At 73.7% G+C, this 15,069-nt stretch carries 16 protein-coding genes; 3 read left to right on the top strand and 13 right to left on the bottom strand.

The window, feature by feature from the left end; all coding sequences use genetic code 11:
- Nucleotides 1-8: 8 nt before the first annotated feature.
- The 5 genes from BUE48_RS13605 to BUE48_RS13585 all read right to left on the bottom strand — a co-directional run bounded on the left by BUE48_RS13605 (nt 9) and on the right by BUE48_RS13585 (nt 5,478).
- On the bottom strand, nt 9-785 hold the full coding sequence (locus BUE48_RS13605) for an SDR family oxidoreductase (protein ID WP_012853087.1): 777 nt from the start codon (nt 783-785) through the stop codon (nt 9-11).
- Nucleotides 785-1,963 carry a DUF1214 domain-containing protein gene (locus BUE48_RS13600; protein WP_012853086.1) on the bottom strand — a complete coding sequence of 393 codons (1,179 nt, stop codon included), beginning with the start codon at nt 1,961-1,963 and terminating at the stop codon, nt 785-787. Before BUE48_RS13600 ends, BUE48_RS13605 begins: the two co-directional genes overlap by 1 nt.
- Nucleotides 1,964-2,052: 89 nt before the next feature.
- Complete coding sequence (locus tag BUE48_RS13595; RefSeq protein ID WP_012853085.1) at nt 2,053-2,535, bottom strand: nuclear transport factor 2 family protein; 483 nt, start codon at nt 2,533-2,535, stop codon at nt 2,053-2,055.
- A gap of 590 nt (nt 2,536-3,125) precedes the next feature.
- Complete coding sequence (locus tag BUE48_RS13590; protein WP_012853082.1) at nt 3,126-4,823, bottom strand: alkaline phosphatase family protein; 1,698 nt, start codon at nt 4,821-4,823, stop codon at nt 3,126-3,128.
- On the bottom strand, nt 4,816-5,478 hold the full coding sequence (locus tag BUE48_RS13585; protein ID WP_041441788.1) for a GTP cyclohydrolase II: 663 nt from the start codon (nt 5,476-5,478) through the stop codon (nt 4,816-4,818). The genes BUE48_RS13590 and BUE48_RS13585 overlap by 8 nt, the downstream gene beginning before the upstream one ends.
- Nucleotides 5,479-5,590: 112 nt before the next feature.
- Between BUE48_RS13585 and BUE48_RS13580 the strand changes: the two genes are divergently transcribed.
- On the top strand, nt 5,591-6,349 hold the full coding sequence (locus BUE48_RS13580; protein WP_012853081.1) for a creatininase family protein: 759 nt from the start codon (nt 5,591-5,593) through the stop codon (nt 6,347-6,349).
- Here the strand turns inward: BUE48_RS13580 and BUE48_RS13575 are convergent.
- The 5 genes from BUE48_RS13575 to BUE48_RS13555 are packed head-to-tail and all read right to left on the bottom strand — an operon-like array spanning nt 6,278 to nt 10,753.
- Nucleotides 6,278-7,339, bottom strand: coding sequence for a lysylphosphatidylglycerol synthase transmembrane domain-containing protein (locus tag BUE48_RS13575; RefSeq protein WP_012853080.1), 1,062 nt, complete (start codon nt 7,337-7,339; stop codon nt 6,278-6,280). The two genes, BUE48_RS13580 and BUE48_RS13575, sit on opposite strands and share 72 nt — an antisense overlap.
- Nucleotides 7,336-8,196, bottom strand: coding sequence for a class I SAM-dependent methyltransferase (locus tag BUE48_RS13570; protein WP_286990028.1), 861 nt, complete (start codon nt 8,194-8,196; stop codon nt 7,336-7,338). The genes BUE48_RS13575 and BUE48_RS13570 overlap by 4 nt, the downstream gene beginning before the upstream one ends.
- The gene (locus BUE48_RS13565; RefSeq protein ID WP_012853078.1) at nt 8,193-9,338 is read right to left on the bottom strand and encodes a glycosyltransferase family 4 protein; all 1,146 of its coding nucleotides are present in this window, start codon (nt 9,336-9,338) and stop codon (nt 8,193-8,195) included. Before BUE48_RS13565 ends, BUE48_RS13570 begins: the two co-directional genes overlap by 4 nt.
- Nucleotides 9,335-9,733: a 6-pyruvoyl trahydropterin synthase family protein gene (locus BUE48_RS13560; protein WP_012853077.1), complete on the bottom strand. Its 399-nt coding sequence runs from the start codon at nt 9,731-9,733 to the stop codon at nt 9,335-9,337. Before BUE48_RS13560 ends, BUE48_RS13565 begins: the two co-directional genes overlap by 4 nt.
- A 6-nt stretch (nt 9,734-9,739) precedes the next feature.
- Nucleotides 9,740-10,753: a zinc-dependent alcohol dehydrogenase gene (locus BUE48_RS13555; protein WP_286990026.1), complete on the bottom strand. Its 1,014-nt coding sequence runs from the start codon at nt 10,751-10,753 to the stop codon at nt 9,740-9,742.
- A gap of 297 nt (nt 10,754-11,050) precedes the next feature.
- Between BUE48_RS13555 and BUE48_RS13550 the strand changes: the two genes are divergently transcribed.
- A complete protein-coding gene (locus tag BUE48_RS13550) occupies nt 11,051-11,806 on the top strand; it encodes a CDP-alcohol phosphatidyltransferase family protein (protein ID WP_286990025.1) in 756 nt (251 codons plus the stop codon).
- Nucleotides 11,807-12,070: 264 nt separating this feature from the next.
- Entirely contained in the window at nt 12,071-12,604 is a 534-nt protein-coding gene (locus BUE48_RS13545; RefSeq protein ID WP_012853074.1) for a DoxX family protein, read from the top strand.
- 12 nt (nt 12,605-12,616) lie between these two features.
- On the opposite strand, the gene BUE48_RS13540 is transcribed toward BUE48_RS13545, so the two are convergent.
- The 3 genes from BUE48_RS13540 to BUE48_RS13530 all read right to left on the bottom strand — a co-directional run bounded on the left by BUE48_RS13540 (nt 12,617) and on the right by BUE48_RS13530 (nt 14,141).
- Nucleotides 12,617-13,321 (bottom strand): alpha/beta hydrolase fold domain-containing protein, encoded by a 705-nt coding sequence (locus tag BUE48_RS13540; protein WP_012853073.1) that lies wholly within the window; start codon nt 13,319-13,321, stop codon nt 12,617-12,619.
- A gap of 143 nt (nt 13,322-13,464) precedes the next feature.
- A complete protein-coding gene (locus BUE48_RS13535; protein WP_012853072.1) occupies nt 13,465-13,785 on the bottom strand; it encodes a DUF202 domain-containing protein in 321 nt (106 codons plus the stop codon).
- Nucleotides 13,782-14,141 carry a YidH family protein gene (locus BUE48_RS13530; RefSeq protein ID WP_012853071.1) on the bottom strand — a complete coding sequence of 120 codons (360 nt, stop codon included), beginning with the start codon at nt 14,139-14,141 and terminating at the stop codon, nt 13,782-13,784. The genes BUE48_RS13535 and BUE48_RS13530 overlap by 4 nt, the downstream gene beginning before the upstream one ends.
- Between the last annotated feature and the right edge of the window lie 928 nt (nt 14,142-15,069).

Below are 15,069 nucleotides of genomic sequence, written 5' to 3'. Positions count from 1 at the left end.
CTTCCGCCTCAGTGGTGCCACTCGCCGCCGTTGACGTCCAGGCACTGCCCGGTGACCGCGCGGGCCAGCGGGGAGAGCATGAACACCACCGCATCGGCGATCTCATCGGGTTCGGGCAGTTTGCGCAGATCGAGGGTGGCGGCGGTCTCGTCGTAGATCTGCTGGGGGCTCACGCCGCGCTTTTCGGCCAGGTGGTTGAAGTACCACTTGAGGTTGTCGGCCCAGATGTAGCCGGGGGCGACGGTGTTGACCCGCACCCCGCGCGGCCCCAGCTCGGTCGCCAGGCTCTGGGCCAGGGCCAGCAGGCTCGCCTTGGCCATCTTGTAGGCGCCGAAGGTGCGCCGCGAGTGCCGCAGCACCGCCGAGTTGATCATCACCACCGAGCCGCGGGTCTCGCTGAGCGCCGGCACCAGCAGCCGGGTCAGCCGCAGCGCGCCCAGCACGTTGGTCTCGAACCCGGCGCGCACCGCCGCCAGGTCCACGGTGGTCAGGTCGGTCAGCGGTGGGATGGCGAAGGCGTTGTTGACCAGGCCGTCCACCCGGCCGTAGCGCTCCAGCGCGACCTTTGCCAGGTTGCGGCAGGAGTCCTCGTCGGTGATGTCGGTCGGCACCGGCAGGGCGCGGCGGCCCAGCGCGGCGACCTCCTCGGCGACGCGGACCAGCCGCTTTTCGGTCCGCGCCGCCAGCACCACGTCCGCCCCGGCCTTGGCGCATTGCAGCGCCAGGCCGCGTCCCAGCCCGGGGCCGACGCCGGAGATGACGACGACCCGTCCTTGCAGCAGCATCAGCCCAGCATCCGGCGGGCGACGGCGCTCTGCCGGGCGGCGATCCGCGCCGCCCATTCCTGCGGGGTCACCCGCTGCTGCTCGTAGTAGGGCAGCCGGCGCGGCAGCTCGTCGAATGGCATGATCTCCACCGTGGGGCCGTCGTCGGCCTTCAGCTCCCGGCTCAGCCGCTGCCAGCGGATCTGCAGGAACCCGCGGCGGTGCCCGGTGCGTTCGATCCAGTTGGCCAGGCCGGGGTCGCGTTCGCTGACCACGTAGCGGATCATCCCGTCGGGGTCGATGCGGGCCTGGTCGGCGGTGAGGCTGGTCTGGTGGTTGATGTAGTCCAGCGAGATGTACCACATGCTGCCCAGCTGGAAGCCCTGGTAGGGGGCGTCCGACTTGGCCGCCGCCGGCACCGTGATCACCATGACCTCCTCGTCGTCCAGGTCGTAGTGGCCGACCGAGGAGTACTGGGTGGCCAGCCCGCCGGGGGTGGGCCGCGGCTCGGTCATCGTGTTGACCGGCAGATTCAGGTAGTGCCACTGCGGGAAGGCCAGGAAGGTCCGCAGCCGCGCCACCAGCATCCGGCCCGCCACCTCATACCGCTTGGCGATCTGCTCGGCGGTCGGCGGCGGGGGAGCCGACCCCAGCGTGTCGGCGCGGTGGATGCGGATCTCGCCGGGGCGTTCGGTGTCCCAGTCGCTGAAGACCTCCCGCACGATCAGCATCGCCGAGCCCGGCGGGAGCGCGAAGTAGTTGGGCCCGGGGTTCGGTTTGGGCGGCCCGAAGCGCAGCTCGAACGATCCGTCCGGGGCGATCTGGATCTCCCGGTCGTCGAAGGCGGTCAGGCTGTCGGGGGAGCGGGCCGGGGAGTAGTCGCCGTTCATCACCTGAAAGCTCAGGTCGGCGGTGGTGCCGCGGCGCCCGGTGACGACGTACTCGGCGTCGTCGCGCAGGTAGGCGTGGAAGTAGAGGGTGTCGGGGTTGTCCAGGCCCAGCTTGGTGTACGGCCCGGTGGAACGCGCGAAGAACGGGAAGTCGCGCTGGTAGGCCCAGGCCATGTGCAGGCAGGCCTTGATGCTGCCGGCGAGGTAGTCCAGCCCTTCGGCCAGATCCTGCTCGGTCTGCACATGCGGGGCCGAGCGGATGATCTGCTCGGCCTCGGCGATCGCCCGGGCGAATGACTGTGTGACCACCGCACCCCCTCGGCCGCCGGCGCGTTTTGGACGTGTTTTCCGAACGAGAGTAGAACGTGTTCTAAAAATGGTCAATGGCCGGGCGGCTCTCACGGGGCGGCGGGCGTTCCCCAGGGGGCGGCGGTGAAACGGAGCGAGGGCACATCGTCCAGCGACACGGTGTACTCATAAGTCCGCTCATGCCCGGTGGAGCTGATCCGCCACCGCCCGTCGGGGCAGCGCCGGTAGGTGTCGGTGTAGTAGGCCGCGCCGCGGATCATCAGGCGGTACCGGGGGAGGATCACGGTGTCCTCCAGGCACCAGGTTCCCTCGGCCCGGTCGCCGTCGATCTCGATTTCCGGGTGGCTGACCAGGTGCGTGGTGATCGTCCCGGGCCCCAGGTTGTCGCGCATGTAGGCGACGATGGCCTGTCGGCCGCTCAGCTGCAGCGGCTCGCCCAGCACCGGGGTGTCATAGCGCGCCACGGCGTCCTCGGTGAGGGCGTCGGCGAACTCCTCCCACCGTTTCAGGTCCAGGCAGCGCAGGTAGCGGTATTTGGCCCGGCGGATCTCCTCGAGCGCGATCAGGTCCATTCCCTCAGCCTGCCCGCCCTTTCGCCACTTGGCAAGAACGCGTTCTACTTTCCCGGTTCCGGCGGCGACGCCGGAACCGGGAGGGCCGCTCCCTGTCAGGAGGCGGCCGCCGGCGGGATGATCAGGGCGATCAGCACGGTGAGCACCCACAGGGCGGGCGCCGACCCCAGGGTCTGCGCCCGCCGGGCGGCCACCCGCTCGGCCTCGACCTGGTTGCGGGCCCGCCCACCACGGGTTGGCCCGGGACTCCAGCAGGTTGCAGACCAGGCCCAGCGCCGCCCCGGCCGGCATGCCCGTCACCGCCCCGGAGCGGTCCGCTCCGGCAGGCGGCCGCTCTTTTCCCGTCATCGCATTTCCTTCAGCACCGCCACATTCCGCTTTCAGGCGCATCTGCGGACGCCGGGCTCGGACGCGTTCCCCGGTAACCGGGGTTTCCAGCCGTCCGGAAAGAACGTTCCGGCGCTTTGAGGCGGCTCTGGAGATCGTCCGCCCTTTTCACAGGCGGACGATTCCGAAACCGGACAGAAGACACCGAATCCGGAGCGCTCGACGTCACCTCGCCGACATCACGGAAGAGGCGGCCAGAAGGGTCACGGCGATGACGGAGAATCCGGCCGCGGACGTGTCCCGAAGGCGGTCAGGAAACGGTCACGGAAGGCGTCCATGCGCCAGACCGGGGCGTCCGGCCCCGGCTTCACGCCCTCCTGCCAGCCCCACCCGGAGATCCGCTCCAGCACGGCCCGGTCGCGGGCGACGATCGCGATCGGCACGTCCCGGCTAGCGTCGGGGCCGGTGATGACGGGGGCGGGCTGGTGATCGCCGACGAAGATCACCACCAGGTTCTCATCGCCGTAGGTCTCCACGTAGGACAGGAGCGCGGCCAGCGTGTACTCGATGGCGCCCCGGTAGGCGGCGCGCATCCGCTCGGGAGTGCGCCAGGCGTCCTGCCAGCGCTGGCCGGCCGCCGCGATCGGGCCGAAGACCTCACCGTCGCCCACCTCGTCCCAGCCCACCAGGCGGGGAGTGGGCGCCCACGGCGAATGGCTGGACACCAGCGGGATCTCCGCCATCAGCGGCGGACGGTCGCGCCTGGCCCGTTCCGTGCGTTCAAAGAACGACAATGTGTACTGGTCGGGCGGGGTGTCCCAGTTGAAAGGCGGACCCTTATAACCCAGGGCCGCGCGGGGATAAACCTTGTCATATCCGTAGAAGTTCCCCTCCGGCCAGGGTTTGGTGTTGCCGGGCATGACGGCCACCGTCCGCCATTTCGCGCGCCGGAAGGCCCCGGTGAGGGTCAGCCGGTCGCTGGTGACCAGGTCGCGGTGGCGTTTTTGGTTGTCGATCCACAGCCCCGACAGCAGCGTGGCGTGGGCCAGCCAGCTGCTGCCGCCCACCGTCGGCGAGGTGAGGAAGGCGCTGCGGGCCTCGAACCCGGCCTTGCGCAGCCGGCGGTTCCCGTCCTCCAGCACCGCGCCGACCCGCGCGGCGAACGTGGGGTTCTCCAGCGCGTCGCGGCCGTAGCTTTCGATGAACGCGAAGACGACGTCCTTGCCGCGCAGCGCGGTCAGCATCTGCTCGCCGGGGGTGTGCGCGAAGGCGTCCCGGCCGGCCTGCGCGGCGAACCTGCGCTGTTCCCGCAGGTCCGCGGGGATCTGCAGGGCACGGTCGAAGGCGACGGCGGCGACCGGGACGCCCGGTGGGAGCCGGGCGCCGAGCACGGCGCAGGCGACCCAGACGGCTCCCAGCGCCACGGCGGCGCGGGCGGCCGCGGCGCGGTGCCGCACCACCGGCCGGCTCAGCCGCAGCAGCGACAGGGTCGTGGCGGCGAGCACGGCCACCGCCAGCGCCACCGCCCCGGCGGCGGCGCCGATCGCGGTGGCCCGCCCGGCCGACTGGTCGAGGTACTCCAGCGCGGGCCCGAACAGGGACCAGTCGAACACCGGGTGGAACGGCCGGTCCAGCGTCGCGTGAAAGCCCATGTCGATGACCTTCACGATGACCAGCAGGCCGAGCGCCGCGCCCAGGAGCGCCGCCACCGCACGCCGCGCCCGGGGCACGGCGGCCACCACGGCGAGGCCGAGGACGATCTCCAGCGGCAGCCGCACGAAGGCGCTCGGCGTCAGGCCGTCCAGGTCGTTGGGCATGGTGAAGCCCGCCACCACGACCAGGCACGCCGCGGCGGTGGCCACCCGCCCCGCGATCCGCCGTGCCCTTCTGGGGCGGCCGGGCTTTTCGGCGGTCTCCTCTTCGGATGCGCGCCGGGAGAGATCGGTGGTCGTGTCAGTCACCGCCGCTCCGTCCGCTCGAGGAGCCGTTGGGGGAGAAGGCGCCCAGATGGGGCAGCTCGTGCCCGAGCCGGTCGCGCTTGGCGGTCAGGTACCGGATGTTGTGGTCGTGCACCTTCATCAGCAGCGGGACCCGGGCCGCCACCGTGATCCCGTGCGCCTGCAGCGCGTGCACCTTGTCGTGGTTGTTGGACATCAGCCGGACCGAACGGACCTGCAGGTACTTCAGGATCCGGGCCGCGGGGCCGAAGTCGCGGCGGTCGACCGGGTAGCCCAGGACGGTCGCCGAGTCCACGGTGTCCAGCCCCTCCTCGTCCTGCAGCAGGTGGGTGCGCACCTTGGCGACCAGGCCGATGCCGCGTCCCTCGTGCCCGCGCAGGTACACCAGCACCCCGCTGCCCTCGCGGACGATCGCATCCAGCGCCGCGCCGAGCTGGTCGCCGCACTCGCAGCGCAGCGCGGCGAAGATGTCGCCGGTCACGCACTCAGAGTGCACCCGGGCCAGCACGCCCTCCCGGCCGCGGACGTCACCGCGCACCAGGGCCAGGTGCTCATGACCGTCCACGGGGTCCCGGAACGCGACGGTGCGGAAGGTGCCCCGGCGGGTCACCAGATCGGCCTCGGCGATGTCCTCTTGTTCGAGGGCATGGTCGTGCATCTGTCGCTCCTCCTTCACCATGCCGTGCCTTGGTGTTCTCATCGCTGACTCGGTGAATCCGGCGGCCTGCGGGCGTTGCCGATCCGGTGCGGGCGGCGGAGGCTGGCATGCCATGAACGACTCCGCGCACGAGGCCTTCCTGCCGCTGAGCACCTCCGCCGAGGAAGGGGAGCGGCGCGCCGCCGTGGCGCTGCTGCCCGTCGGCAGTTTCGAGCAGCACGGCCCCTACCTTCCGCTGGCCACCGACACCGTCGTGGCGTGCACGATCGCCGGCGCCCTGGCCGCCGCCTACCGGGTGCTGCGCCTGCCGCCGATCACGATCTCCTGCTCGCACGAGCACGAGGGCTGGCCGGGGACGGTCAGCATCTCCGCCGCCACGCTGCACGCCCTGGTGGGGGACGTGGCCGCCTCCCTGCGCAGGGCGGGGATCGGCAAGCTGGTCGTCGTCAACGGCCATGGCGGCAACTACGTGCTGGGCAACGTCGTCCAGGAGGCCAACGCCGCCGCCGGTGAGCCGGTGATGGCGCTTTTCCCCGGCCCGCAGGAGTGGGAGTCGGCGATGGCGGCGGCCGGGGTGCAGACCTCGGCCTGGAGCGACATGCACGCCGGCGAGCTGGAGACCTCGCTGCTGCTGCACGCCCACCCGCACCTGGTGCGCCCCGGCTACGAGGCCGGCGACCACCTGTGCGACGACCGCCGGCACCTGCTCACCTTGGGCATGGCCGGCCATACCCGGTCGGGGGTCGTCGGCAGGCCGTCGCTGGCCTCGGCGCGCAAGGGCGAGAAGGTTCTCGGTCATCTAGTCGAACTGTTCGCGGACTGCCTGGCCGTGCTCGGCGGCCCGGACGGCCAGGAGGGGACGGGGAGCTAGCACGAGGGGTTCCGGCGGGGCGGCGGGCGGGCCGGGAGGCGCGTCATGGCGGCCGGCCGGGCGGGTCAGGCAGCGGGCGGCCAGCACCAGGCCGCCCGGCAGGCCGGCCACGAAGGTGAGCACCCCGTAGGTCACCGCCGCCGTCAGGCCCAGCTCGGCGCCCAGCCCCGCGGTGCCGAACGCCACGGCGGCCAGCGCCTCCCGCGGCCCCCAGCCGCCGATGCCCACCGGCAGCAGCATTCCCAGCAGCGCCAGCAGCATCAGCGGTATCAGCCGCCCGACCGGGGCCGTGGCGCCCGCGGTGCGCGCGGCGACCAGGAACAGCGTCAGATAACCGGCCAGCGCTCCCGCCGACAGCAGCAGCACCCCCGGCCAGGTGTCCTTGGACAGCAGGCCCGTCCGCATGTCGGCGACGGCGACGGCGAACGCACCGCGCAGCTTCACGGCGATCGCCCCCCGCCACGCCCACGCCGCCACCGCCGACGCGACGGCGGCCGCGAGGATCAGCACGGCGGCCGCCGCCCCCAGGCCATGGGCCAGGTCGCGGGCCACCGCGCGGGCCAGGGAGGGGTCGGCCGCCAGCGCCGCCGCCCCGGCGACGGCGAAGACCACCTGCCCGCCGGCCCGTTCCAGCACCACGGCGCGCACGCCGCGCCCCACATCGCCGGCGCGGCGGCCGTGCCGCACCGCCCGGTGCGCGTCGCCGAGCACCCCGGCCGGCAGCACCGCGTTGAGGAACAGCGCCTGGTAGTAGTCGGCCATGGCGGTGCCCAGCGGCAGCGGCAGCCCCAGCCGGCGGGCCACCAGCCACCAGCGCCCCACGCTCAGCGCGGTGGTCACCAGCCCGATGCCCAGCGCGGCCAGCACCGCCTGGCCGTCGATCAGGCGCAGCCCGGCGGTGAACGCCCCGGTGCCCAGCCGCCAGGCGAGCACCCCCAAGATCGCCGCCGCGGCCGCCGCCCGCAGCCAGGCCCAGGCGTGCCGGCTCACCGGGACGCTCCCGCGGCCGGCAGGGCGAGCAGGTCGTCGTGGTGGACCACCACCGTCAGCGCGCCCGCCGCGCACTCGGCGAGCCTGCGCTCCAGGTAGCCGCGGGCGCGGGGAAGCAGCTCGGGGCGCTGCTCGCAGGCCGCCCCCACCCAGCCGCGCAGCCACTGGCCGATCAACGCGCCCTGGTCGGCGGCCAGCCGCCACGGGCTGGGCCGGACGAGCACCTGCGCTCCGCGGGCGGTGAAGGCCGCCGCCGCCGCGGGCACCGCGTCCGGCCCCAGCAGGCGACGGCCGCCGGCCTTGCGGCGCTGGTGGTCGTTGAAGGCCGCGCCGAGCTCGGCGTCCAGCTCCCCGGGCGGGTCGAGCTCGACGCGGCCGGTCACCGAGATGGTCAGCAGCGCCGGGCAGCCGGCCGCGGCGCAGGACGCCGCCAGCGCGTCCACCTCCGCGGCGGTGAGCAGGTCCAGCAGCGCCGAGGCGGTCACCAGCGAGGTCCCCGCCAGCAGGTCCGGGTCGAGCCGGGTGATGTCCCCCAGGTCGGTCTGCACCGTCACCTCTCCGCCGTCGGCGGCCGGGCCGGTGACGGAGGCGGCGGCACGGGCCAGCAGCCGCGGGTCCCGGTCGTGCAGGATCCAGTGCTGCGGCCCGGGCAGCCGGCCGGCCAGCCACCGTCCCATGGACCCGGTGCCGCAGCCCAGGTCGCGGATGACCAGCGGCCCGGCGGGCGGGCGGGCCGCCAGATGCGCCCGCAGCGGGCCGAGCAGCTCCACCGACCGGGCCGCGGCGTCGGCTTCTTCGCGCAGCGCCAGCCACTGCGGCGTGAACTCCGGAGCGTGCGCGCTCTGCTGAGCCGTCACATCTGCCCTTTCGTGTCCCAGGCGGCCTTCAGCGGCTGCCGTTGAAGCTCCTGGAGCACCTTTCCCAGGTGCCGGACGGTCAGATCCCACCCGGGCAGCGTCCGCCGCCTGGCCCGTGCCGCCTCCCGCAGCCGTTCCCGCAGCGCCGGGTCGCCCAGCCACCGGCGCAGCGCGTCCGCCAGCGCCGGCACATCGTGCGGCGGCACCAGCAGCCCGGGCACCCTTCCGTCGGGAGCGCGGCCGAGAGTGTCGGGCAGCGCGTCCGCGGTCGTGGTCAGCACGGGGATTCCCCGGGCCAGCGCCTCGGTGACGACCATCCCGTAGGTCTCTGCGCGCGAGGGCAGGACGACCAGGTCGGCGGCGGCGTAGCAGGCCTCCAGGCGCTCGCCGGTGAGCGGGCCGGCCAGGCTTATCCGCTCGCCGAGCCCCAGCCGGCCGATCAGCTCCCGGACGCGGGCGACGTGGCGGGGGGCGCGCTGCAGCGGCCCGGCGCAGATGCAGCTCCAGCGCAGCCCGCCGATCAGCCCGAGCGCCCTGACCAGCAGGTCGTGCCCCTTGCGGGGGGTCACCGCGGCCACGCACACCAGGCGGGAGGCGCCGTCGGTGCCGGGGGCGAGCGGCGCCGGATCGGTGCCGGGCGGGACGACGCGCACCCTGCCGGGGGCCAGGCGGTGCCGCTCGGCCAGCTCCCGTCCCGCCCACGGGCTGGTCGCCACCGTCACGGCGGCCGCCTGCAGCATCGCCCGTTCCCGCCGCTCCAGGTCGCGGGCCTCCTGCGGGGCGAGCCCGGTCTCGGCGGCCAGCGGCAGGTGCACCAGGACCGCCAGGCGCAGCCGCCCGGCCTGCGGGACCACGATCTCGGGGACCCCGCAGGCCACCAGCCCGTCCAGCAGCGTCACGGCGCCGTGGGGGAGGGCGGCCAGCGTCCGGGCCAGCTCGGCGCGCGCCCCCTGGCGCGGCCGCGGCCACTCGCCCGGCACGGCGTGCCGGTGCACCCGCCAGCCCGCCTCGGCCAGCCCCTGGCACACCCGCCGGTCATAGACGTTGCCGCCGCTGGGCACGGCCGGGTCGGCGACGTCACCGGGCAGGACGAAGTGCACCGTGCGCGTCGCCCCGGCGGCCTCGATGCCGGAGGTGCTCACAGCGCCCGCTCGTAACTCGCCCAGGCCACGTGCGACTCGTGCAGGGTGACGGCGATGCCGGTCAGGCCGCGGGCCTGCTCGCCCAGCGCCCCGGCGCGCACCCGCTCGGCCAGCCGGTCGGCGATGACCTTGGCCAGGAATTCGGTGGTGGTGTTGACCCCGGCGAAGTCGGGATCGTCGTCGAGATTGCGGTAGTTGAGCTCGGCCAGTACGGCGTTGAGTTCCCGGGTGGCAAGCCCGATATCGACTACTACGTTGTCTTTGTCCAATTCGGTTCGGCGGAAGGTCGCGTCCACCACGAACGTCGCGCCGTGCAGCCGTTGCGCCGGCCCGAAGACCTCACCGCGGAAACTGTGCGCGACCATGAAGTGGCCGCGCACCGTGACGCTGAACAAACGAGCTCACCCTCCAGGAAGATCGGCCTGCGTGCCCCCCGAAGCGGGGTCATAAACGACACGCAGGCACAAGCCGGATGGTTCACCGCGGGCGATCCTCGGCATCGCCTCGGGCAGTTCCCAGAACGCGCACTCGCCGGTGATCAGCGCATCGAAGGCGTCATCGGCCAGCAGCCGCAGGGCCAGCGCCATCCGGTCGGCGAAGGTGCGCCGGGACCGCCGGGCCGCGGCGACCGCCCCCACCTGGCTGCTGCGTACCACCAGACGGCGGGAGTGGAACGCCTCGCCCAGCGGCACGCTCACCCGCCGGTCGCCGTACCAGCTCAGCTCCAGCACCGTCCCCTCGTCGGCCAGCAGCTCCAGCGACCGCGCCAGCCCCGCCTCGGAGGCGCTGGCGTGCACCACCAGGTCGCACTCGGCGGCGGCCTGCTCGGGCGCGGCGAAATCGACCCCCAGCGCCTCGGCGACGGCCGCCCGCCCGGCATCGACGTCCACCAGCTGCACCCGCACGCCCGGGATCTGAGCCAGCAGCCGGGCCACGCAGCAGCCGACCATGCCCGCCCCCACCACGGCGATGCGGTCCCCGATCAGCGGCGCCGCGTCCCACAGCGCGTTCACCGCGGTCTCCACCGTCCCGGCCAGCACCGCCCGGCCGGGCGGCACCGCCTCGGGGACGGGCGTCACCGCGCCGGCCGGCACCACATAGCGGGTCTGGTGCGGGTAGAGGCAGAAGACGGTGCGTCCCAGCAGGTCGGGCGGCCCCTGCTCGACGACCCCCACATTGAGGTAGCCGTACTTGACCGGCCCGGGGAACTCCCCCTCCTGGAAGGGCGCCCGCATCGCCCGGTACTGGCTGACGGGGACCCGGCCGCGGAAGACCAACGTCTCCGTGCCCCGGCTGATCCCCGAGTAGAGGGTCCGGACCAGCACCTCGCCCGCTCCGGGCGGCGGCACCGTGACGGGCCGGATCTCTCCCTCGCCGGGAGATCGCAGCCAAAAAGCGTGTTCTTTGAACTCCAACGATATTCCTTACGTAGCTGATGACAGTGGATCGCTGCTCCGAATCGGGGCAGTCGAAGGATATGGGACGCCTCGCGTCCGGATCTGGCGAGCGGGGGAGGCACGGTGACCACAGTCGATTGGCAGGCGAAAGACCTTTTTCAACCCGAGGTTCCGGAATCTTCAGAAGAAGCCGAGTGGGCGAGTTTTCGGGAGGTTCCCCATACTTCCGGGCGCCGCCCGCGGAAACGGAAGCCTGAAAAAAGGCCGGGGAAGACGCCCGCCACAAGGGTGTCGGCGAGCGGGCCGGTCGCCGGAGTGGGCGCGCAGATCGTGCTGCTCGCCCTCCTGGAGGCCGGGGTGGGACTGCACCCGGCGGGCTGGGCGGCCGGAGTCTGCTACGCGGTGATCCTCACCCTGCTCCTCACCCGTGCCATGCTCCGCGCCGGGACCCCCGGCCTGGGCCCCGCCGACTGGGTGACCTTGACCCGCGCCGAGCTGACCGGCGGCGTCACGGCCCTGGCGGTGACGGCCGGGGCGGGGGAGCGGGTGCCGCCGGCCTGCCTGGTCGCGCTCGCCGCCGTGGCGCTGTTCCTGGACGCGGTCGACGGCCAGGTGGCGCGGCGCACCGGGACGGCCTCGGCGCTGGGGGCCCGCTTCGACATGGAGGTCGACGCCTTCCTCGTCCTGGTGCTCAGCGTCTTCGCAGTCGGCCCGGCCGGCATGCCGGCATGGGTGATCGCCATCGGCGCCATGCGCTACCTGTTCGTGGCGGCCTCCTGGGCCGCGCCGTGGCTGCGGGCCCCCCTGCCGCCGAGCTTCGCCCGCAAGACCGTGGCCGCGCTGCAGGGGATCGTCCTGGTGACGGTGAGCGCCCAGGTGTTGCCCCACCCGGCCGCCGCCGGTCTGGCCGGGCTGGCACTGGCGGCGCTGCTGTGGTCCTTCGGACGGGACGTTCGCCGGCTGTGGCGCACCCACCGGGCAGCCGGACGGCGGGAACTGCCGGACCGGCCCGCCGCTTCCCGCCCGGAGCCGCCGCCCGTGCCCTGCCCCGCATCGGCCGGCTCGCACTGAGCCGTTTTCACCGGTCACCACCTCGCGGGTCACGGCACCGCCCCTGACCGCCGCATCCCCGCCTCGAACTGCGGGGACGGCGTGTCGAGAAAGGCTCACCCTTCGGGGTGCAGGCGCTCCCGATCGTTCGCATTCGCCGGGTTCCTCGGTGGCGGTCCCGCCCCCGGCGGGGTAATCCTGGTCACAGCCGACGCATGACGCCCGGGGACCGCACCGGGCCGACGGGGCGGCCGGCACCGGTGGGCGAGCCGACGGGAGCGCAAGATGACGGACGCCGAGGAAGTCGCGCTGCTGCTGGTGCGGGTGGTCGTGGGCATCACGATGATCGCGCACGGCTGCAACCACTGGCGGGGCGGCGGCCGCATCGAGGGCACCGCCCGCTGGTTCAGCGGGCTGGGCCTGCGGCACGGCAGGCTGCAGGCGTGGATGAGCGTGGTCACCGAGATCGGCGCCGGGGCGCTGCTGGTGGCCGGGCTGCTCACGCCGCTGGCCTGCGCGGCGGTCATCTCCGTGATGCTGATCGCCGGCATCCTGGCGCACCGGCCCAACGGGTTCTTCGTCTTCCGGGACGGCTATGAGTACGTCCTGGTGCTCGGGGTGACCACGCTGGCGCTGGCGATGCTGGGGCCCGGACGGCTGTCGGTGGACGAGGCCGCCGGCATCGCGGTGACCGGCTGGGCCGGCGGAGGGATCGCGCTCGGGGTCGCCGTGGCGGCGACCGCGGGCATGCTGGCGCTGTTCTGGCGCCCCCGGACGGGCCGGCCCGGGCGGGCCGAGCAGACCGGACCGGTCACCTGAAGGGGCCGGCCGTCAGGGGGCCTGCGCGGCGATGAAATCGGCCATGACCGGGATGAGCTCGGCGTTCAACGCCGCGGTGTCCGGCCGCACGTGCAGGTCCACCGCGACGCCGGAACGGGCCGCGCGGGCGGCCAGCGACAGCGAGTCGTCCAGCAGGGGATCGGTGCCCGCCACCAGGAGCTGGATGGGCGGCAGCCCGTGCAGGTTGGCATACAGCGGGCTCAGCAGCGGATCGGTCAGCGGCCTGCCGGCGGCGTAACGCGCCGCCTGCCGGCGCAGTTCGGTGACGTCGAAGGCGGGGTCGGCGGCGGAGTTGAACAGCAGGCTCGGCGCCTGCAGGGTCAGGTCGAGCAGCGCCGAGACCAGCACCGCGCCCCGCGGCGGCTCGGCGCCCAGGTCGCGCAGCCGCACCAGCAGGGCGGCCGCGAGCCCGGCCCCCGTCCGCCTGCCGGTCACCACCACCGGCCCCCATGCCCGGCTGTAACCGTAGGCCTCCTGGGCGTCTTCGAGCGCGGCGGGGAAGACGGGGCGGCAGCGGGCGCACACGACGGTGGCTCTCGTCCGCCGGGCCAGCCGCCGGGCCAGGTCGAGCGCCGGGTCGGGGGCGCCCTTCGGCCGCCGGTCCGCCTCGAGGTGGAGCACGACCGCCTCATCAGGGTCCGGCGGGTGCACCACCGGACCCATGGGGCCGCTTTCGACCCGCACATCGTCTGCCATAGGACATCACCCTGCCGACCGCGTCCCGGCGCTCATCGACGGTGCCGCTTGTGACCCGGCTGGACGGCGCGGCACCGGACACCATAGAGGGCTTTCCTCCCGGCGCCCAGGGACGACGTGCCGGGAAAAGCCTGGAAAAAGGCTCACCGGTGCAGCAGCGCGGCGGTCAGGTCCAGCAGCGCGATCACCACCAGCAGGCCGGTGAGCGCCCGCATCGCGCGTGCGGTCAAAACGTCGGTGCCCGACCCCGGGCGGCCTTTCCGGTAGGCGATGGCGGCGGCCAGCCAGACCGGCACGGCGGCCGCGGCCACCAGGCCACCCAGCACCAGCGCCACCGGTCCCAGCGTGGGCGCGGCCCGGGTGAGCAGCACCCCGTTCGCCGCGATCAGCAGCGCCGTGCGCCGCCAGGCCAGCACGGTGCGTTCCGGCTGGGCGCCCGGGTCCACCGGCTCGGCGGGGCTCATAGGGCGACCAGCACCACGACCGCCGCCGAGGCCAGGGCCGCCGCGGTCGCCAGCATGGGCATCAGCCACGACTCCGGCAGCGGCTCCCCCCGACGCATGGCCCGCTGGTTCTGCGACCACCGCCGGTAGCCGGCGACGGCGAGCACCAGCCCCAGGAGCGCCAGCGCCACCGCGACGCCGCGGCGCCAGGCGGCGGTCGCCACGTCCGGCAGCAGCTGCACCACCGCCAGCCCGCCGACGTCCACCGCCAGCGCCGTGCGCATGTATGCCAGAAAGGTCCGCTCGTTGGCCAGCGAGAACCGGTAATCCGGCTCCTGTTCGCCCGCGTGCGGCTCCCCGTGGCCCGGACCGCTCATCAGTGCCCCCCTGACGAAGAACTCCCGGCAGAACCCGCCGACCGCCGGGCGGCTCGCTCCTCGCAGCGGACGGGCTCGCACGCCGGCCCGCCCCGGCGGACGGGAATCCGGCGATCGGCTGTTTCATCCTCTTTCCGCCCATTGTCGACGCCTGCATCGGCCCTCCTGCCGGCGCCCTGAGCGGTATGCGCGGCGCGGTGTCCGGCCGTGCTCGCCTGACGCGGCGGAAGAGCCCGCAGGGCAGAGCCCTGGACCGCTTCCAGCACGCGGTCTCCGCGGGGCGCATGCGGGTGCCTCGCGGTCAGGGGTGAAGCTGTGGCCGGGACGTTGCGGCACCGGAAGGTCCACTGGGACGCGTGCCGAAGCGGGCGCCTTGAGCGGGCACGCCGTGAAGCGGAGCCGGACGCCGCCGAGGCCCTCTTCCCGACCCTGGGGCCATGTCCTGAAAAGGGTTCGGCGTCGGCGAGCCGGATCAGCGGCCCGGCCCTTCGCCGCCCATGGCCCATGGGACGGTGCTCGGGCATCTGCCTCTCCCGATCCGCACAGCGAACAGAGAGCAGCGTTCTCTTATTCAAATATGGCCGATATTACCGATTTTCGGCCGGTGGGAAACTCGTCTCGGCAGCGTTCTCCCTGCAATATGGGAAAACGCGCTCGCAACGTGGAAAGGGACAGGGGGCATCGAGGCGGGTGAACCTTTTTCAGCACGCCGTCTCCGCAGGTCGATGCGGGGGCGGCGCGTCCGGGGGCGATGCCGTGGCCCGGGAACGCCGCGATGCCGGACACCGAGGAGGCTCCCGCCTTCCGCCTCGTGGGCCGGGTGCCGAAAAAGGTCCGGTGATCACTCGGCGTCCGCACGTCGCGTCCGGGGGGCGGTGATCCGGACGGCCGCGGCGCTCCCGTGCGAGCGGCGCACGTGACGGCCCGG

Source organism: Thermomonospora sp. CIF 1 (assembly GCF_001896795.1).
GTDB lineage: Bacteria > Actinomycetota > Actinomycetes > Streptosporangiales > Streptosporangiaceae > Thermomonospora > Thermomonospora curvata.
Note: the sequence above shows the minus strand (reverse complement) of the source record. Positions and strands in the feature narration are given on the sequence as shown.

What these genes read in the sequence shown, in the direction of transcription:
- BUE48_RS13605 (WP_012853087.1), bottom strand. Translation starts at nt 785, where the DNA reads ATGCTGCTGCAAGGACGGGTCGTCGTCATCTCCGGCGTCGGCCCCGGG.
- BUE48_RS13585 (WP_041441788.1), bottom strand. Translation starts at nt 5,478, where the DNA reads ATGCACGACCATGCCCTCGAACAAGAGGACATCGCCGAGGCCGATCTG.
- BUE48_RS13595 (WP_012853085.1), bottom strand. Translation starts at nt 2,535, where the DNA reads ATGGACCTGATCGCGCTCGAGGAGATCCGCCGGGCCAAATACCGCTAC.
- BUE48_RS13535 (WP_012853072.1), bottom strand. Translation starts at nt 13,785, where the DNA reads ATGAGCCCCGCCGAGCCGGTGGACCCGGGCGCCCAGCCGGAACGCACC.
- BUE48_RS13530 (WP_012853071.1), bottom strand. Translation starts at nt 14,141, where the DNA reads ATGAGCGGTCCGGGCCACGGGGAGCCGCACGCGGGCGAACAGGAGCCG.
- BUE48_RS13545 (WP_012853074.1), top strand. Translation starts at nt 12,071, where the DNA reads ATGACGGACGCCGAGGAAGTCGCGCTGCTGCTGGTGCGGGTGGTCGTG.
- BUE48_RS13540 (WP_012853073.1), bottom strand. Translation starts at nt 13,321, where the DNA reads ATGGCAGACGATGTGCGGGTCGAAAGCGGCCCCATGGGTCCGGTGGTG.
- BUE48_RS13580 (WP_012853081.1), top strand. Translation starts at nt 5,591, where the DNA reads ATGAACGACTCCGCGCACGAGGCCTTCCTGCCGCTGAGCACCTCCGCC.